The following is a 15,486-nucleotide window of genomic DNA, read 5'->3' as shown; positions in this document are numbered from 1 at the left end:
TGGGGGCGCTCACGGCGTCGTCCCCAGGACCGGGAAGTCGTGGTCGGTCAGCCAGTGGCGGCCCACCTCGCGTGAGCGTGCCCAGGACGCCGCCACGGCCGTCTGGTCGTCGCTCTGGCCGAGGTCGGCCGGGGTCGGGCCGATGCGCCGGGCGAGCGGGGTCAGCCGCTCGACGTCGAAGCCGAAGACCTCGGCGGCCGCGAGGCCGAGCATGCGGCGGGTCTCCGCGACCGGGATGTCGTGGAAGGTGCGCCGCAGCCACGCGCGGGTGTCGGGCCAGGTTCCCTCGGGGTGCGGGAAGTCGCTGCCCCAGAGGATGTTGTCGACGCCGATCTCGTAGCGCTGGGCGAGTTCGCGGCGCTTGGTGTTCGTCGCGCAGATGAAGAGCTGCCGGTCGAGGTACTCGTGCGGGGGTCGCTTCAGCTCGGCGAAGGGCGACAGCTTCTTGCCGCCGTGCGCGCCCAGGTAGAGGCGGTCCATGAACCAGAGGAGGTTCGGCAGCCACCAGCAGCCCGACTCGGCCACCCCGAACTTCAGCCCCGGGTGGCGTTCGAAGACGCCCGACCAGAGCAGGAACCACAGGGGGCGCGCGGGCCACCAGGTGACTTCGGAGACGTAGATCCCCAGGTGGTCGCCGTACTCGTGGCGCGGCGCCGCGCCCGAGTGCGTGACCACCGGCATCCCGCACTCGGCGGCGGCCGCCCACACGGGGTCGTAACGGCGGTCGTGGTACGGCTCCTTGTCGACCCACATGGCGGGGATCATCAGGGCGCCGAGTCCCGACTCCTTGGCGCGGTACACCTCGGCGACGACCGCGTCGGGGGCCGCCGTGATCGGCAACAGGGCGACCCCGCAGTGCCGTTCGGGGTTCTCCCCGACGAACTCCGCCAGCCAGCGGTTGTGGGCCTGCGCGCCCGCCATCCCGAGCTGCGGGTCGTGGTCGCCGGAGAGGCCGAGGCCCACGCCGAAGGGGGCCGCCGTGCGGCTGTCCACGGCGTCGGCGTCCGGGAAGACCACCTCCCCTGCCACGCCGTCGCCGTCCAGCTCCTTGAGGCGCTGCGCGGTGTCCCAACCGCCGCGCAAGCCCTCCTCGTTGTCCTGGAACCAGCGGTCCGCGAACGCCTCGTTGCGGATGCCGAGCCGGTTCATCTCCTCTCGGCGCCGGCCCTGGCCCGCGAGGAAGTCGTCGAAGTCCCGGTGGAGCCGGGAGTCCAGGTAGGGCCGGTACTCCTCGGTGGGGAGCCCGGCGTGGCAGTCGGAGGAGATGATCAGATAGGGGTCCCGGTCGGTCATCGCCCGCCTCCTCAGTCCAGGATGAAGTGCTCTAGGTACGACGGGTCGGCCCGGTCGAGCATCGACTGCGACCTCGCCCGGATCTGCCGGTCGCTGTGCTCGCTCGCGGGCAGCAGCCAGAACCGGCCCTCCCGGATGCCGTCCGCCACCAGGTCGGCGACCTCCTCCACCGGCGTGAACCGCACCTCCTGCCCCGCCTCCTTCATCGCGGCCTCCCACTGGTCGAGGCTGCGGTACGGGGTCTGCCTGGGGCGCTGTTTCGCATAGCGCTCGGGCCGGTTGCGGTGCGACTCCCACAGGCCGGTGCGGAGCATGTGGGGCCCGGGGAAGAGCACCGACGCCCCCACGCGCGCGTGCTCCGCCTTGAGATGCGCGTACAGGGACTCGGTCATCGTCACGACGGCCGCCTTGGTGACGGCGTACACGGAGGCGGTCGGCAGCGGGGCGATCCCGCCGTCGCCGGACGAGGTGTTGACGACGTGGCCCGGCTCTCCCCCGGCGATCATGCGCGGTACGAAGGCCTGGACGCCGTGGAAGACACCCCAGACGTTGACGGCGAAGGCCCACTTCCAGTCGTTCGGATCGTGCTCCCACATGCGGCCCTCGGCGCCGGAGCCGACCCCCGCGTTGTTGCACAGGACATGCACGGCGCCGTACTTCTCGTACGTCTCGGCGGCGAGCGCGTCGAGCTGTTCGCGCTCCGAGACGTCCACCACGCGCGCGTGCACCTCCGCCCCGTCCTCCCGCAGCGTGGCGGCGGCCTTCTCCAGGGCACCCTCCTCGACGTCCGCGAGGACCACTTTCAGACCGTCCGCCGCGAACCGGCGCGCCATCGCGAGCCCGATACCGCTCGCCGCGCCGGTGACGACGGCGACCTGCCCCGCCCGGAGATCCATCAGGCGCTCCCTTCCGGCGGCCCGTCGAGGATCTGCCGCGGATCGTCGTAGCGCTGATGGATGTACGGCAACAGGGCCTGGGCGCTGACGCGTTCGACCACCCGGCCCGTCTGGTCGGTGGTCTTCTCACCGAGGGTGATCTCGACCAGTTCGCGTACGGGGAGGTCGGCGACCGGGTCGTACATCGACTCGCGCAGCACGACGTCCCCGGTGACGCGCTCCAGCCTGCGCACCTTCTCGTTGCGTACGCAGTGCACGAGCACGGGATGCGCGTCGAAGCCCGAACCGTCCACCGCGGGAAGGAACTTGAAGTAGAAGTCGGTCTTCCGGGCGGGCTCGGGCAACGGCAGGTCACCGCTCACCGCGCCGCGCACCTCGACGAACGCGATGCCGTGCCGGGCGAGTGCGGCCCGTACGACGAGGCCGTCGCGTTCCACGGTGACCTCGCCGAGCTTCTTGGGCTCCCCGAAGACCTCGCGACCGCCGATGAGCGCCCGCTCGTGGGTCATCGGCATGACCAGCGGGTACCAGCCCTCGACGCCGTCGTGCGCCGCGGCGACGGCGAACGAGCCCGCGCCGAGCGGATAACCCGGCAGGTCCACCTTGCTGATGTTCACCCGGACCAGGGGGCGCCCGGTGGGTTTGAGCGGGGGTGGCAGGACCGCCGCGACCGCGTCCGGATCACTCTCCCAGACGGCCACCACACCGGTGGACCAGATGTCGGGGAACTTGGCGCTCGCGGTGCGCGCGGCGGCGATCTCCGCCTCGGTCCGTGCGCCGTACCTCACTCGTGCCATGTCCGTACCGCCCTTCGTAGGCGCTACCTGCTGGGGCGCGGAGCACGCTTGCAGGACACCGTCGAAAGGTCCATAGCCATGCGTCAGCCATGCGCCCGGGGCCGTGCGCCGGGCCGAACCAACCGGTGACCCGCGCCACAAAAGGCACCCCTGTCCCCCGCTGACCGCGTCAACTCCGGGGGCCGGACCGTCCGTCGGATCCGGGAAGGTGGGGGCCGGACTGTCAGTCAGGGCCCGTATCCTCAGTGACCATGCTCGAAGACCTGACGACCGCATCGTCACCAGCCCCCTGGCCGGCCGCGTATCCGCAGGGGTACGCGGTCGTCGACGTGGAGACCACCGGCCTTGCCCGCGACGACCGGATAATCTCGGCCGCCGTCTACCGGCTGGACGCGCGCGGCGAGGTCGAGGACCACTGGTACACGATGGTCAACCCGGAGCGGGACCCGGGCCCGGTCTGGATCCACGGTCTGACGACCGAGGTGCTCGAAGGCGCCCCGCTCTTCCAGGACATCGCCGAGGAGTTCTCCGACCGGCTCGCCGACCGGGTGCTCGTGGCGCACAACGCGGTCTTCGACTGGTCGATGATCGCGCGGGAGTACGCACGCGCGGAGCGTGAGGCGCCGGTGCGTCAGCGGCTGTGCACCATCGCGCTCTCCAAGGAGCTGGGCCTGCCGCTGCCCAACCACAAGCTGGAGTCGCTGGCCGCCCACTTCGGTGTCGTACAGCAGCGGGCGCACCACGCGCTGGACGACGCGCGCGTGCTGGCCGAGGCGTTCCGGCCGAGCCTGCGGGCCGCCGCGCGGGACGGCATCCGGCTGCCGCTCCTGGAGTGCCGGCCGCTCAGGGAGTGGTCCGAGAGCCCCGCGGCACCGCGGATCGGACGGCAGTACGGTTCCGGTGGTCAATCGTCCGGCGGCTACTCGTCCGGTGGCTACCCGTCCGGGAGTTGGCGGCCTTCACGCAAACGCCCCGCATGCCCCTATCCCAACCCAGGTCACTACGAAGCGGGCAAACCACTCAAGCAGGGTATGCGGGTCGCGTTCTCCGGGGACACGTCCGTCGACCGCGAGCTGCTGGAGGACCGTGCCGTCGAGGCCGGCCTGCATGTCGCGACGAGTCTGTCCCGGCTGACCAGCCTGCTCGTCACCAACGATCCGGACTCCAGTACGTCCAAGGTGGTCAAGGCCAAACAGTTCGGGACACCGGTGATCGACGAGGCGGCGTTCGGCCAGCTGCTGCGGGACGTGGCGCCGGCCTCGGAGAAGTGACCCCGGAGGGCTGAAGAGGGGCCGGGGTCGCTGACGGACGTACGGGTGATTGCCGGGCGACTCGCCCGGCGCCCGCTCGCCCGCGCCGCGTCAGCACCTCACCCTGTGGCGCATGGCGAGATGCGAAGTGTGCGGCAATGACTACGGCATGACCTTCGAGGTGCACGCGCAGGGCGCGGTGCACGTCTTCGACTGTTTCTCCTGCGCGATCCACCGGATGGCCCCCATCTGCGAGCACTGTCGCGTGCAGATCATCGGCCAGGGCGTCGAGGTCGAGGGCCACTGGTTCTGCGGCGCGCACTGCGCCCGCGCGGAGGGCAAGGTGGGCATCATCGACAAGGTCTGAGAGCCGAGCGGAACGGTCCGGGAGCACACGTTCCCGCCGTGTCGACGCGCACCCCCCTGAATACGCCCCACGACCGAGTTGTACGGTCGTGGGGTGTACCGCTTCCTGTTGTCCCGGCAGTGGGTGATCCTCACCCTCGTGGCCCTCCTGCTCATCCCCACGATGATCAAGCTGGGCTTCTGGCAGCTGCACCGCCATGAGCACAAGGTCGCGCTGAACAAGGTCATCTCGCAGTCGCTGACGGCCACGCCGGTGCCCGCCGAGTCGGTCACCGCGCCGGGGCAGCACGTCGAGCACGCGGACCTGTACCGCCGGGTGACCGCGAAGGGCACCTTCGACACCGCGCACGAGGTCGTCGTGCGGCGCCGCACCAACGCCGACGGCGAGGTCGGCTACCACGTCCTGACCCCCTTCGACCTGGACGACGGCCGGGTGCTCCTCGTCAACCGGGGCTGGATCGACTCGAACGGCTCACAGACCGCGTTCCCGAAGATCCCGGCGCCCGCGAAGGGCGAGATCACCGTCACCGGGCGGCTGATGCCCGACGAGACGACCGGCGACAGCGGCATCAAGAACATCCAGGGCCTGCCCGACCGCCAGGTCATGCTGATCAACAGCGAACTGCAGGCCAAGAGCCTCGGCAAGCAGGTCCTCGGCGGGTACATCGAGCAGACCGCGCCCGCGCCCAAGGGTGACTCCCCCGAACTGATCCCCGACCCCGAGCACAACGACATCGGTCCGCACATGGCGTACGCGATCCAGTGGTGGCTCTTCTCCGCGGGCGTGCCCGTGGGCTGGCTGATCCTGGTCCGCCGGGAGCGCCGCGACCGGGCCGAGGCCGCCGTCTCCGCGACCGCGCCGGAAGCGGCCACGGTGACCGCCTGACCCCTGGGCCGCCGCCCGGCGCGCCCGTACTTCCTCGGCCGGTGTCACCCGGTCGGCCCCCGACCCGATTGGCCCCGGCCTTCGCCGGGAACTCGCCCCACGTGCACCCACGTATCGAGGACTACGCGCTCATCGGGGACGAACAGACCGCCGCGCTGGTGGGCCGGGACGGGTCCGTCGACTGGCTCTGTCTGCCACGGTTCGACTCGGCCGCCTGCTTCGCCGCGATCCTCGGCGACGAGAACCACGGTCGCTGGCGGATCTCACCCACGGGGGCGGGCCCCTGCACCCGGCGGGCCTACCGGCAGGACACGCTGGTGCTCGACTCCGAATGGGAGACGGACGAGGGCGCGGTCCGCGTGACCGACTTCATGCCACAGCGCGAGCACGCCCCCGATCTCATCCGCGTCGTCGAAGGGCTCAGCGGCCGGGTGACGGTGCACAGCACACTGCAACTGCGCTTCGACTACGGCTCCGTCGTGCCGTGGGTGCGCAGGGCGGACGGCCAGCGGGTGGCGGTCGCGGGCCCGGACTCGGTGTGGCTGCGCAGCGAACCCGAGGTACGCACCTGGGGCAAGGACTTCCGTACGCACTCGGAGTTCACCGTGGAGGCGGGCGAGCAGGTCGCCTTCGTCCTGACCTGGCATCCCTCGCACCAGTCGCGCCCGCCGCTCGTCGACCCGTACGAGGCGCTGCGCTCCAGCGTCGAGGACTGGCAGGCGTGGGCGGCGCGCTGCCGTTACGACGGTCCGCACCGCAACGCCGTCGTGCGCTCCCTGATCACCCTGAAGGCCCTCACCTTCGCCCCGACCGGCGGCATCGTCGCCGCCCCCACCACCTCGCTCCCCGAGGAACTCGGCGGCGTCCGCAACTGGGACTACCGCTACTGCTGGCTGCGCGACTCGACCCTCACCCTGGGCGCGCTCCTGGCGGCCGGGTACCACGAGGAGGCCGAGGCCTGGCGCGACTGGCTGCTGCGCGCGGTCGCGGGCGACCCCGCGGACCTGCAGATCATGTACGGCCTCTCCGGTGAGCGCCGGCTGCCCGAGTTCGAGCTGTCGTGGCTGCCCGGCTTCGGGGGCTCGTACCCGGTCCGGATCGGCAACGAGGCCGTGAAGCAGCTCCAACTGGACGTGTACGGCGAGGTCATCGACTCGCTCTCGCTGGCCCGGCGCTCGGGCCTGCCGTCCAAGCCGCACATGTGGCGCCTGCAGTGCGCCCTGATGGAGTTCCTGCGGACCGCCTGGCGGCAGCCGGACGAGGGGATCTGGGAGGTGCGCGGCCCACGCCGGCACTTCGTGTACTCGAAGGTGATGGCGTGGGTGGCGGCCGACCGCGCCGTCCGGGCGCTGGAGAGCGAACCGGAGCTCGTCGGCGACCTGGAGGGCTGGCGCACGATGCGCGAAGAGGTGCACAAGGAGGTGTGCGAGCACGGCTTCGACAGCGAACGCAACACCTTCACGCAGTCCTACGGGTCACGCGAACTGGACGCGTCACTGCTGCTCATCCCCCGCGTCGGTTTCCTGCCGCCCGACGATCCCCGGGTCGTCGGCACCATCGACGCGGTGCGCGCCGAGCTCGAACGCGACGGCTTCCTGCTGCGCCGCTACAGCGACGAGGGCGTCGACGTCGACGGGCTGCCGGGCGGCGAGGGCACCTTCCTGGTCTGCTCGTTCTGGCTCGCGGACGCGCTGCACATGACGGGCCGTACGAAGGAGGCCCGCGAACTGTTCGAACGACTGATCGGCCTGGCCAACGACGTGGGGCTGCTGTCCGAGGAGTACGACCCCGTCGCGCGCCGCCAGCTCGGCAACTTCCCGCAGGCGTTCAGCCATCTCGGCCTGGTGGGGACCGCCTTCAACCTGTTCGGTGAAGCGCATCCGGGAGGAGCCGAGGCGACCGGATAGGGGAGGATGGGGGCCATGGATCTTGGACTGAAGGACCGTGTGTACGTCGTCACGGGAGCCACCCGTGGCCTGGGCAACGCCACCGCGCGGGAGCTCACCGCCGACGGCGCGAAGGTGATCGTCACGGGGCGCGACGAGAAGACCGCCACCGACGCGGCGTCCGCGCTCGGACCGAACGCGGTCGGGGTGGCCGCCGACAACTCCGACCCGGGGACCCCGGACCGGCTGATCGCGGCGGCCCGGGAGCACTTCGGCGGCTTCGACGGCATCCTGATCAGCGTCGGCGGCCCGCCGCCCGGGTTCGTCGCGGACAACACGGACGAGCAGTGGACGGCCGCCTTCGAGTCCGTCTTCCTGGGCGCGGTCCGGCTGGCCCGCGCGGCCGCCGCGGAGCTCGGCGAGGGCGGCGTCATCGGCTTCGTGCTCTCCGGCTCGGTGTACGAGCCCATCCCGGGCCTGACCATCTCCAACGGTCTGCGCCCCGGTCTCGCCGGCTTCGCCAAGTCCCTCGCCGACGAGCTGGGCCCGCGCGGCATCCGTGTCGTCGGCTTGCTCCCGGCCCGCATCGACACGGACCGTCTGCGCGAGCTCGACGGCCTCTCCGCCGACCCGGAGGCCACCCGCGCGGCCAACGAGTCGCGGATTCCGCTGCGCCGCTACGGCACCCCGGAGGAGTTCGGCCGCACGGCGGCGTTCCTGCTCTCGCCCGCCGCGTCGTATCTGACGGGCATCATGATCCCGGTGGACGGCGGCGTGCGGAGCGGGTTCTGAGTCCGCTCGGACGCCGCCGGGGGACTAACTCACCCTTTCGGCCCGGTGCTTGACCCCGCGGAGGCGTACCTCCGCGGGGAGCGCGGCGAGGCCCACGGAGTCCCGGGCGTGTGCCAGGGCCTCCGTCGTCAGCAGGTGCAGCGCCTGCCCGGGATCGACATGCGGTTCCAGCAGGAGCTGGACCCGGGTCCCGGGAGCGCCGCGCCGCCCGGTCAGCTGGACCTCGGCCCGTTCGACACCGTCCAACCGCCCCGCCTCGGCGGCCAGTACGCCCTCCAGGGCCCGCCCACGCAGCAGCGCCCCTTCACCGTCGCCGGTGTCGACGAGCACCTCCGCGAGCCGGCGCCGCCGCAGTACGGCCGACAGCCACCACAGGCTGAGCAGAACGACGACCGCGAGAACGGCGATGACGGTCGGCCACCACCAGCCCTGGTCCCGCCACCGGGTCCGTTCGGCGGCGCTCAGCAGCACGTCGTGCCGCCCGTCGTGGATCCACCAGGAGGGCGGCCGCACGCCCAGTCCGACGGCGAGCACGGAGCCGCCGAGGACCAGCAGCGCGAGCCCGACGATGCCCAGCAGGACACGGTTGACGATCCTGAGCACCGCCCTCACCCCTTCCGGCCCGGACGCGCGACATGCACCGACAGGGCGGGCGTCCGGACGAGCCCGAGCCCCCGGATGCCGTCGGCGAGCGTGGCGTCCAGGTCGGCCCGTACGTCGTCGAGTGGGCGGAAGTGCGAGACCGCCCGCACGTCGACCTTCCTGCGCCCCATCCGTACCCGGACCGACCGCACCCCGGAGACCTCCATGGCCCGGTCGCGCAGCGCCGTCGCGGCGGCGCCCCGGTGCAGCCCGGCCCGTACGTCGGGATGGGTGCGCCGCATCGGCAGGACGTCGCGCAGCCCCGGCGTCACCGCGAGGACGATCAGCCAGAGCCCGATGGCCGCGGCGAGGCCGGCGCCGACGAGCACCCAGGTGTCGTCGAGGGGCCGTTCGGCGAGCTGCCGGGCGAGGGACCTGCGCCAGTGCGAGGCGGGCCGGTGGGCACGTACGGCCGCGACGTCGTACAGCAGGACGCCCGCACCCACGAGGACCAGCAGCGCGACGATCCCCGCGGGGACGCGGCGCGCCGACCAGAACCGGCCCTGCCCGCCGTGCGCGTCGTCGACGGCGGGCGGCGGGTCGTAGTCGGCCGCGGAGGCGGACTGGCCGAGTTCGTCCTCGGCCGGTGGGCCCGCGTCGCTCTTCTCCAGGACGGGCATGCGTCGGGTGGTGTTCTCGGAGCCCTGGGACTCGCTCATCGCGTCCTCCCCTGTGCCGCGGCGGTCGCCGGTACCAGGTGCAGCCGTTCGACGTGGACCGTCACCTCCGGCACTTCCATCCCCGTCAACGCGTCTACCCGCTCGGCGACATGGCAACGCACCGCGTTGCAGCGGGCGCCGATGTCGGAGGGGTAGCCGAGTTCGAGGTGGAGGCGGACGCGGGCGCTTTCATGGTGGACGACGACCGTCGCGTGGGGGGGTACGGCGTCCGGGGGCAGCGGGTCCAGGGCCTCGCGGGCGGCCTGCGCGGCGATCTTCGCCACGACCCGGTCGGCGATCCGGGTCGCGCCGCGCTCGGCCGCCTCGACGGCCGTCGGGGGCCGTCGGGTGTCGCCGAGCGGGCCGGTCACGGGCGTCACCGCCGCCGGTCGTCGCGGGGACGGAAGAAGTCACCGAGATCCAGGTCCCCTTCGAGGAACCGTCCGACGACGAACCCGACGGCACCCAGGGCGGCCACGAGCAGAAAGGCCCCGAAGCCCCCGAAGTACCCGGCGAAGCCCAGCGCCATTCCGGCGATCATGCCGATCACGGCCAAGCTCATGGTGCGCTCCTCAGCGGTTCGACGGCCTCGGTGTCGTGGGCCGTTGCGCGGCCGGGCCGGTCACTGGAGCCGCGCCTCCGGCTCCTCGTCTTCTTCCTCGGGAAGCTTCACATCACTCACCGCGATGTTGACCTCGACGACCTCGAGTCCCGTCATGCGCTCCACGGCCGCGATGACGTTCTCACGCACGGCGCGGGCGACATCCGCGATCGACACGCCGTACTCGACGACGATCTCCAGGTCGAGCGCGGTCTGGAGCTCCCCGACCTCGGCCTTGACGCCGCGCGAGACGGATTTCGACCCCCCTGGCACTCGATCGCGCACGGCCCCGAAGGTCCGGCTCAGCCCACTGCCCATCGCATGGACACCGAGCACGTCCCGGGCGGCGAGCCCGGCGATCTTCTCCACCACACCGTCGGCGATCGTGGTCCGCCCCCGCGTCGCGGGATCACCGCCGCCGCGCTTGGTGACCCCGGGCTTGCGGCTCTGGGGAGCCTCCTTCTCGCTCCCGGCGCTGTCCGTCCGGTTCTGCTCCGTCATGTCGGTCATCGCCGTACGTCCCTTTCGGTCGTCCTCCTTGCCCACAGTAGGTGCGGTTGCGGGCTCGCGCGCCAGGGATGCGGCAGGCTGGAGCAATAACCTCGGATCGATGGACGCAGGCAGTACGGCGGCAGCTCGGGCTCGGGCGCCTGCTCCCGCTCGGGCATCCGCGCGACGGTGCCTGGATCGCCGAGGAGGCGGCCGACGCGTTCCTGCGGCGCGCGGCGGCCGGCGTGCCCGCTGTGCGCCTCGGCACGCTCCGGATCGCCCTCGCGGACCCGGACCTGGTCTACGAGCCCGTCGTACCGCCGCCGCCCAGCGCGCTGCCGCCCGGCCCCCTGCGCATCGTCGCGGAGTTCACGGCCGGGGCGGATCCGACGGCCCCCGGCGTCGAGCCGCTTCCCACGACGGCGGCCCGCCTGCGCGTGAGCCTGGCCGAGGCGGCCGAACCCCTCGGCCTGACGGTCACGGAGGTCGACCTGAAGGTGACGGAGTTGGGGGACGTCTCCGCGCCGCCGACCGCCGTACGCCGCGCCGCCCCGCCTCCGGCCGCCGTACCGACGGCGCCCGACGAGGCCCGGGCGGCCACCGCCGCCCTGTCCGTGCCGGGGGTACTCCACCTGACGGACGTCCTGGGCCATCCGGTGCACATCGAGAACGTCCCCGGCAAGGATCCCGCCCTCGCCCGCCGCCACGTCCGCGTCGAACTGGCGGTCGCGGCAACGGAGCGAACGGTGGACGTGGCAAGAGCCGTCAGAGCGGCGGTCGCGGAGGCCCTCCCCGACACTCCGTCAGTGACGGTACTGGTGACGTCCGTCGAGTAGGAGGGACGGCCTCACTCCCCCAGACCGGCAAGGTCCCGCAGTCGCCGGGCCTGAGCCGCGCGCTCGGCGACCCGCTGCTCCTCGTACGTCCGCTCCTGCGCCCCCCGCAGCAACGCCTTGGTCTCGACGACCGCGTCCCGAGGCGCGGCCAACACCGCACCGGCGAGGTCCCGCACGGCATCCTCGAGCTGGTCGACAGGCACCGCGAGATTGGCGAGCCCCGTGCGCTCGGCCTCCTCGGCCGACACGAAGCGACCCGTGGCGCAGATCTCCAGCGCGCGGGCGTATCCGACCAGGCTCACCAGCGGATGCGTTCCCGTCAGGTCGGGAACGAGCCCGAGGCTGGTCTCGCGCATGGCGAACTGCACGTCGTCCCCGACGACGCGCAGGTCACAGGCGAGCGCCAGCTGGAAACCCGCACCGATGGCGTGCCCCTGCACGGCGGCGATGGACACGACGTCGCTGCGCCGCCACCAGGTGAACGCCTCCTGGTACTCGGCGATGGTCGCGTCGAGCTCGGCGTCGGCCCCGCGCGCGAGGTCGATGAACGACGGCTCGCCGTCGAACCCCTCGGGCGTGAACGCCTGCCGGTCGAGCCCGGCCGAGAACGACTGGCCCTCGGCACGCAGCACGACCACACGGACAGTGCCCGGCAGCAACCGCCCGGCCTCCGTCAACGCCCGCCACAGAGCAGGACTTTGGGCGTTGCGCTTGGCCGGATTGGTCAGCGTCACCGTGGCGATCGCGTCGTCGACGGTGAGCCGTACGCCGTCCTTGTCGAGTACGGGGTCAAGATCCTTGTCGAGCGAAGCCATGGGCTGCCTCCGATGGGTGCGGTCGGATCAGACGCGTACCTCGTGAAGGACACGAGGAACACACCTAAGTGACTGCACAGTAACCACCCGGTCGATCACCCGACCGACCGGGTGGCCACCACCGAAGCCGATGGGGACGCCCGGCCTCAGGCCGAGGCGGCCTTCTTGCCCCGCGTCGCTCCGCCACGCCCTCGCAGCGTGACGCCCGACTCGCTGAGCATCCGGTGCACGAAGCCATACGAACGGCCGGTTTCTTCGGCCAGCGCTCGAATGCTCGCACCGGAGTCGTACTTCTTCTTCAGGTCTGCCGCGAGCTTGTCGCGCGCGGCGCCGGTTACCCGGCTGCCCTTCTTCAGAGTCTCGGCCACCCGTGCCTCCTCATGGGAAGTGCGCTCTGGACTTCTCATGATCACCCCTCCAGGGCTTCATGGCCACCCATTCGGCAAGGTCCGTGAGACACGGTTTTGACGACAGGAGCCCGTCCTCACAAATGGAATCACAGGGTCCGCACCGCTCTGTCCGTACGACCGAACGGGTTCTTCCGTGAAGTGCCAGGTCAGCGACGCAAGACGGCCGAGCCCTTGGGAACAAAGGACTCGGCCGCGAAATGGATGTAGGACACACCTCGGTACGAGGAGATCTCACACAGATGATGGATCACGGATCGGCCGAATGATCCATACGCAGTGGATCAGTCATTCGATCACGTCGTGCTGACGGCAGCCCCGGGGCTGTCCGGGAGGCCGTACGAGGGCTCAGGCGAGGGCGACGAGGTCCGCGTAGTCGGAGCCCCACAGGTCCTCGACACCGTCCGGCAGCAGAATGATCCTCTCGGGCTGGAGCGCCTCGACGGCGCCCTCGTCGTGGGTGACGAGGACGACGGCGCCCTTGTAGGTGCGCAGCGCGCCGAGGATCTCCTCGCGGCTGGCCGGGTCCAGGTTGTTCGTCGGCTCGTCGAGGAGGAGGACGTTCGCCGAGGAGACCACGAGGGTCGCGAGCGCGAGCCGGGTCTTCTCGCCGCCGGAGAGCACGCCGGCCGGCTTGTCGACGTCGTCGCCGGAGAACAGGAACGAGCCGAGCGTCTTGCGGACCTCGACCAGGTCGAGGTCGGGGGCGGCGGAGCGCATGTTCTCCAGGACCGTGCGCTCGGGGTCGAGGGTCTCGTGCTCCTGCGCGTAGTACCCGAGCTTGAGGCCGTGGCCCTCGATGACCTCGCCGGTGTCGGGCTGCTCGGCGCCGCCGAGCAGCTTCAGCAGGGTCGTCTTGCCCGCGCCGTTGAGGCCCAGGATGACCACGCGCGAGCCCTTGTCGATGGCCAGGTCGACGTCGGTGAAGATCTCCAGCGAGCCGTACGACTTCGACAGGCCCTCGGCCATCAGCGGGGTCTTGCCGCAGGGCGCGGGCTCCGGGAAGCGCAGCTTGGCGACCTTGTCGGAGACGCGGACCGCCTCGAGGCCGGCCAGCAGCTTGTCGGCGCGCTTGGCCATGTTCTGCGCGGCCACCGTCTTGGTGGCCTTGGCGCGCATCTTGTCCGCCTGCGAGTTCAGCGCGGCGGCCTTCTTCTCGGCGTTCTGCCGCTCGCGCTTGCGGCGCTTCTCGTCGGCCTCGCGCTGCTGCTGGTAGAGCTTCCAGCCCATGTTGTAGACGTCGATCTGGGCGCGGTTGGCGTCCAGGTAGAAGACCTTGTTGACGACCGTCTCGACGAGGTCGACGTCGTGGGAGATCACGATGAAGCCGCCGCGGTAGGTCTTCAGGTAGTCGCGCAGCCAGACGATCGAGTCGGCGTCGAGGTGGTTGGTCGGCTCGTCGAGCAGAAGCGTGTCGGCGTCCGAGAACAGGATGCGGGCCAGCTCGACACGGCGGCGCTGACCGCCGGAGAGCGTGTGCAGGGGCTGGCCGAGCACGCGGTCGGGCAGGTTGAGCGCGGCGGCGATGGTGGCGGCCTCGGCCTCGGCGGAGTACCCGCCCTTGGTGAGGAACTCGGTCTCCTGGCGCTCGTACTGCCGCATGGCCTTCTCGCGGGTGGCGCCCGAGCCGTTGGCGATGCGCTGTTCGTTCTCCCGCATCTTGCGGATCAGGGTGTCCAGGCCGCGCGCGGAGAGGATGCGGTCGGTGGCGAGGACGTCGAGGTCACCGGTGCGGGGGTCCTGGGGCAGATAGCCGACCTCGCCGGAGCGGGCGACGGTGCCGGAGGCCGGGATGCCCTCGCCGGCCAGGACCTTCGTCAGGGTCGTCTTGCCCGCGCCGTTGCGGCCGACCAGGCCGATACGGTCGCCCTTGGTGATGCGGAAGGTGGCGGACTCGATGAGAATGCGGGCGCCGGCGCGCAGCTCGATACCGGAGGCGGAGATCACGGACAGACTCCAGGGCAGGGTGGTTGGCGGGGTGGACGGCTGAGGACGTTCCCGCCGTCTAATGCGCGAGGAGAATGGCCATGCGCCCAAGTCTAACGGGGCCGTGCAACCACTTTCCCTGGGTGAGTGTGTCCGGCACTGTGACGCTCGCCCTGCCACACGTCGCCCAGCGGCGTGCGGTGCGGGGTGATTCTGCCCAGGTCGTCGACGGCGACGAGCTCGGTGGTCCAGCTGTCGCCGGTGGCGCAGGGCTGCGCGATGAGGAGCGCCTCGCCGTGACGCAACGCACGTTCGGGGGCGAAGGAGCAGCCGTACCGGGCGGGCAGCGTCCAGCGCAGGTCGCCGTCGGCGATGCGGTAGGCGGCGACGCGCCACGGGGTGATCACGGCGAGCATGCGAGTGCCCAGGGGCCGCAGCACCCCACTCGCCCCGTGGTCCGCGAGCCACCCGGCGGCCCCGGGAAGGGCCCGGTGCCAGCGCACGGCGCTGCCGTCACCGCGCGCGGTGTCGGTGACCAGTCCGTCGTCCCACAGCGCGATCGCGTGCCCGCGCGCGGGGAGCACGGCCACCGGACGGCGGCCCTCGCGCGCGTAGGTCCAGCGGGGGTGGCCGGTCGTCCCGTCGTAGGCCTCGACGGCCGCCTTCGTGGCGCGCAGCGGGGGCTGTCGTGTCCCGTGCCCGTGCGCCACGCGCGTGTGGGCGATGAGGCGGTCTCCGTAGGGCGCGGGGCGCGCTTCGTGGGCCGCGGTGAGCAGCAGGGCGACGGCGACGGGGAGCAGGGCGCGGGCGGCGCGGCGGTGGGCGGCGGGGAAACGGAGCCGGGGGGCCGGGGGGTCCGTGGTCGCCGGGGCGGACTGTTCCGCCTCCGCCGCCTCGACCGGCACAGCCATCACCTCGCCCCCATCGGCACCACCCGCCGCTCCT

Annotated in this window: 18 protein-coding genes; 6 read left to right on the top strand and 12 right to left on the bottom strand. The window is 71.8% G+C overall.

From position 1 onward, the window contains the following. Nucleotides 1-9: 9 nt before the first annotated feature. Genes KVT44_RS35975 through KVT44_RS35965 form a run of 3 tightly spaced genes read right to left on the bottom strand, consistent with a single transcriptional unit; the run spans nucleotide 10 to nucleotide 2,986 of the window. Nucleotides 10-1,293 carry an amidohydrolase family protein gene (locus tag KVT44_RS35975; RefSeq protein WP_217571611.1) on the bottom strand — a complete coding sequence of 428 codons (1,284 nt, stop codon included), beginning with the start codon at nucleotides 1,291-1,293 and terminating at the stop codon, nucleotides 10-12. Nucleotides 1,294-1,304: 11 nt separating this feature from the next. Next, complete coding sequence (locus KVT44_RS35970; protein ID WP_217571610.1) at nucleotides 1,305-2,189, bottom strand: SDR family oxidoreductase; 885 nt, start codon at nucleotides 2,187-2,189, stop codon at nucleotides 1,305-1,307. Then, complete coding sequence (locus tag KVT44_RS35965; protein ID WP_217571608.1) at nucleotides 2,189-2,986, bottom strand: acetoacetate decarboxylase family protein; 798 nt, start codon at nucleotides 2,984-2,986, stop codon at nucleotides 2,189-2,191. The genes KVT44_RS35970 and KVT44_RS35965 overlap by 1 nt, the downstream gene beginning before the upstream one ends. A 251-nt stretch (nucleotides 2,987-3,237) precedes the next feature. Between KVT44_RS35965 and KVT44_RS35960 the strand changes: the two genes are divergently transcribed. From KVT44_RS35960 to KVT44_RS35940, 5 genes are all read left to right on the top strand, one after another. Further along, on the top strand, nucleotides 3,238-4,257 hold the full coding sequence (locus KVT44_RS35960; protein WP_217571606.1) for a DEDDh family exonuclease: 1,020 nt from the start codon (nucleotides 3,238-3,240) through the stop codon (nucleotides 4,255-4,257). A 112-nt stretch (nucleotides 4,258-4,369) separates the two neighbouring features. Beyond that, nucleotides 4,370-4,603 carry a hypothetical protein gene (locus tag KVT44_RS35955; RefSeq protein ID WP_054232337.1) on the top strand — a complete coding sequence of 78 codons (234 nt, stop codon included), beginning with the start codon at nucleotides 4,370-4,372 and terminating at the stop codon, nucleotides 4,601-4,603. A gap of 93 nt (nucleotides 4,604-4,696) precedes the next feature. Beyond that, the gene (locus KVT44_RS35950; RefSeq protein ID WP_217571604.1) at nucleotides 4,697-5,488 is read left to right on the top strand and encodes an SURF1 family protein; all 792 of its coding nucleotides are present in this window, start codon (nucleotides 4,697-4,699) and stop codon (nucleotides 5,486-5,488) included. A gap of 101 nt (nucleotides 5,489-5,589) precedes the next feature. Continuing rightward, complete coding sequence (locus tag KVT44_RS35945) at nucleotides 5,590-7,395, top strand: glycoside hydrolase family 15 protein (RefSeq protein ID WP_217571602.1); 1,806 nt, start codon at nucleotides 5,590-5,592, stop codon at nucleotides 7,393-7,395. A 15-nt stretch (nucleotides 7,396-7,410) separates the two neighbouring features. Then, on the top strand, nucleotides 7,411-8,166 hold the full coding sequence (locus KVT44_RS35940; protein ID WP_217571600.1) for an SDR family oxidoreductase: 756 nt from the start codon (nucleotides 7,411-7,413) through the stop codon (nucleotides 8,164-8,166). A 24-nt stretch (nucleotides 8,167-8,190) separates the two neighbouring features. Here the strand turns inward: KVT44_RS35940 and amaP are convergent, their stop codons facing one another. The 5 genes from amaP to KVT44_RS35915 are packed head-to-tail and all read right to left on the bottom strand — an operon-like array spanning nucleotide 8,191 to nucleotide 10,578. Beyond that, a complete protein-coding gene (amaP, locus tag KVT44_RS35935; protein ID WP_217571598.1) occupies nucleotides 8,191-8,778 on the bottom strand; it encodes an alkaline shock response membrane anchor protein AmaP in 588 nt (195 codons plus the stop codon). Next, the gene (locus KVT44_RS35930; RefSeq protein WP_217571597.1) at nucleotides 8,775-9,467 is read right to left on the bottom strand and encodes a DUF6286 domain-containing protein; all 693 of its coding nucleotides are present in this window, start codon (nucleotides 9,465-9,467) and stop codon (nucleotides 8,775-8,777) included. Before KVT44_RS35930 ends, amaP begins: the two co-directional genes overlap by 4 nt. Next, entirely contained in the window at nucleotides 9,464-9,838 is a 375-nt protein-coding gene (locus KVT44_RS35925) for an Asp23/Gls24 family envelope stress response protein (protein ID WP_190170367.1), read from the bottom strand. The genes KVT44_RS35930 and KVT44_RS35925 overlap by 4 nt, the downstream gene beginning before the upstream one ends. A gap of 5 nt (nucleotides 9,839-9,843) precedes the next feature. Then, nucleotides 9,844-10,029, bottom strand: coding sequence for a hypothetical protein (locus KVT44_RS35920; RefSeq protein WP_054232254.1), 186 nt, complete (start codon nucleotides 10,027-10,029; stop codon nucleotides 9,844-9,846). A gap of 60 nt (nucleotides 10,030-10,089) precedes the next feature. Further along, nucleotides 10,090-10,578 (bottom strand): Asp23/Gls24 family envelope stress response protein, encoded by a 489-nt coding sequence (locus KVT44_RS35915; RefSeq protein WP_217571595.1) that lies wholly within the window; start codon nucleotides 10,576-10,578, stop codon nucleotides 10,090-10,092. A gap of 68 nt (nucleotides 10,579-10,646) precedes the next feature. Between KVT44_RS35915 and KVT44_RS35910 the strand changes: the two genes are divergently transcribed. After that, nucleotides 10,647-11,393, top strand: a complete 747-nt coding sequence (locus tag KVT44_RS35910) for a nucleopolyhedrovirus P10 family protein (RefSeq protein ID WP_254650356.1) — start codon at nucleotides 10,647-10,649, stop codon at nucleotides 11,391-11,393. An 11-nt stretch (nucleotides 11,394-11,404) separates the two neighbouring features. On the opposite strand, the gene KVT44_RS35905 is transcribed toward KVT44_RS35910, so the two are convergent. From KVT44_RS35905 to KVT44_RS35890, 4 genes are all read right to left on the bottom strand, one after another. After that, entirely contained in the window at nucleotides 11,405-12,208 is an 804-nt protein-coding gene (locus KVT44_RS35905) for an enoyl-CoA hydratase/isomerase family protein (RefSeq protein ID WP_217571593.1), read from the bottom strand. Between the two features lie 146 nt (nucleotides 12,209-12,354). Beyond that, nucleotides 12,355-12,576, bottom strand: a complete 222-nt coding sequence (locus KVT44_RS35900) for a helix-turn-helix domain-containing protein (protein ID WP_006123601.1) — start codon at nucleotides 12,574-12,576, stop codon at nucleotides 12,355-12,357. Nucleotides 12,577-12,963: 387 nt separating this feature from the next. Continuing rightward, nucleotides 12,964-14,562 carry an ABC-F family ATP-binding cassette domain-containing protein gene (locus tag KVT44_RS35895; protein ID WP_067364496.1) on the bottom strand — a complete coding sequence of 533 codons (1,599 nt, stop codon included), beginning with the start codon at nucleotides 14,560-14,562 and terminating at the stop codon, nucleotides 12,964-12,966. Nucleotides 14,563-14,654: 92 nt separating this feature from the next. After that, nucleotides 14,655-15,452 carry a hypothetical protein gene (locus KVT44_RS35890; protein ID WP_217571591.1) on the bottom strand — a complete coding sequence of 266 codons (798 nt, stop codon included), beginning with the start codon at nucleotides 15,450-15,452 and terminating at the stop codon, nucleotides 14,655-14,657. Nucleotides 15,453-15,486: the final 34 nt, after the last annotated feature.

It is taken from the genome of Streptomyces sp. GbtcB7 (assembly GCF_019091445.1).
GTDB classification, from domain to species: Bacteria; Actinomycetota; Actinomycetes; order Streptomycetales; family Streptomycetaceae; genus Streptomyces; species Streptomyces mirabilis.
The sequence above is the reverse complement of the archived record's forward strand: the minus strand, read 5'-3'. Positions and strand labels throughout refer to the sequence as shown.

What these genes read in the sequence shown, in the direction of transcription:
- KVT44_RS35975 (WP_217571611.1), bottom strand. Translation starts at nt 1,293, where the DNA reads ATGACCGACCGGGACCCCTATCTGATCATCTCCTCCGACTGCCACGCC.
- KVT44_RS35970 (WP_217571610.1), bottom strand. Translation starts at nt 2,189, where the DNA reads ATGGATCTCCGGGCGGGGCAGGTCGCCGTCGTCACCGGCGCGGCGAGC.
- KVT44_RS35965 (WP_217571608.1), bottom strand. Translation starts at nt 2,986, where the DNA reads ATGGCACGAGTGAGGTACGGCGCACGGACCGAGGCGGAGATCGCCGCC.
- KVT44_RS35960 (WP_217571606.1), top strand. Translation starts at nt 3,238, where the DNA reads ATGCTCGAAGACCTGACGACCGCATCGTCACCAGCCCCCTGGCCGGCC.
- KVT44_RS35955 (WP_054232337.1), top strand. Translation starts at nt 4,370, where the DNA reads ATGGCGAGATGCGAAGTGTGCGGCAATGACTACGGCATGACCTTCGAG.
- KVT44_RS35940 (WP_217571600.1), top strand. Translation starts at nt 7,411, where the DNA reads ATGGATCTTGGACTGAAGGACCGTGTGTACGTCGTCACGGGAGCCACC.
- KVT44_RS35930 (WP_217571597.1), bottom strand. Translation starts at nt 9,467, where the DNA reads ATGAGCGAGTCCCAGGGCTCCGAGAACACCACCCGACGCATGCCCGTC.
- KVT44_RS35920 (WP_054232254.1), bottom strand. Translation starts at nt 10,029, where the DNA reads ATGAGCTTGGCCGTGATCGGCATGATCGCCGGAATGGCGCTGGGCTTC.
- KVT44_RS35915 (WP_217571595.1), bottom strand. Translation starts at nt 10,578, where the DNA reads ATGACCGACATGACGGAGCAGAACCGGACGGACAGCGCCGGGAGCGAG.
- KVT44_RS35910 (WP_254650356.1), top strand. Translation starts at nt 10,647, where the DNA reads ATGCGGCAGGCTGGAGCAATAACCTCGGATCGATGGACGCAGGCAGTA.
- KVT44_RS35905 (WP_217571593.1), bottom strand. Translation starts at nt 12,208, where the DNA reads ATGGCTTCGCTCGACAAGGATCTTGACCCCGTACTCGACAAGGACGGC.
- KVT44_RS35890 (WP_217571591.1), bottom strand. Translation starts at nt 15,452, where the DNA reads ATGGCTGTGCCGGTCGAGGCGGCGGAGGCGGAACAGTCCGCCCCGGCG.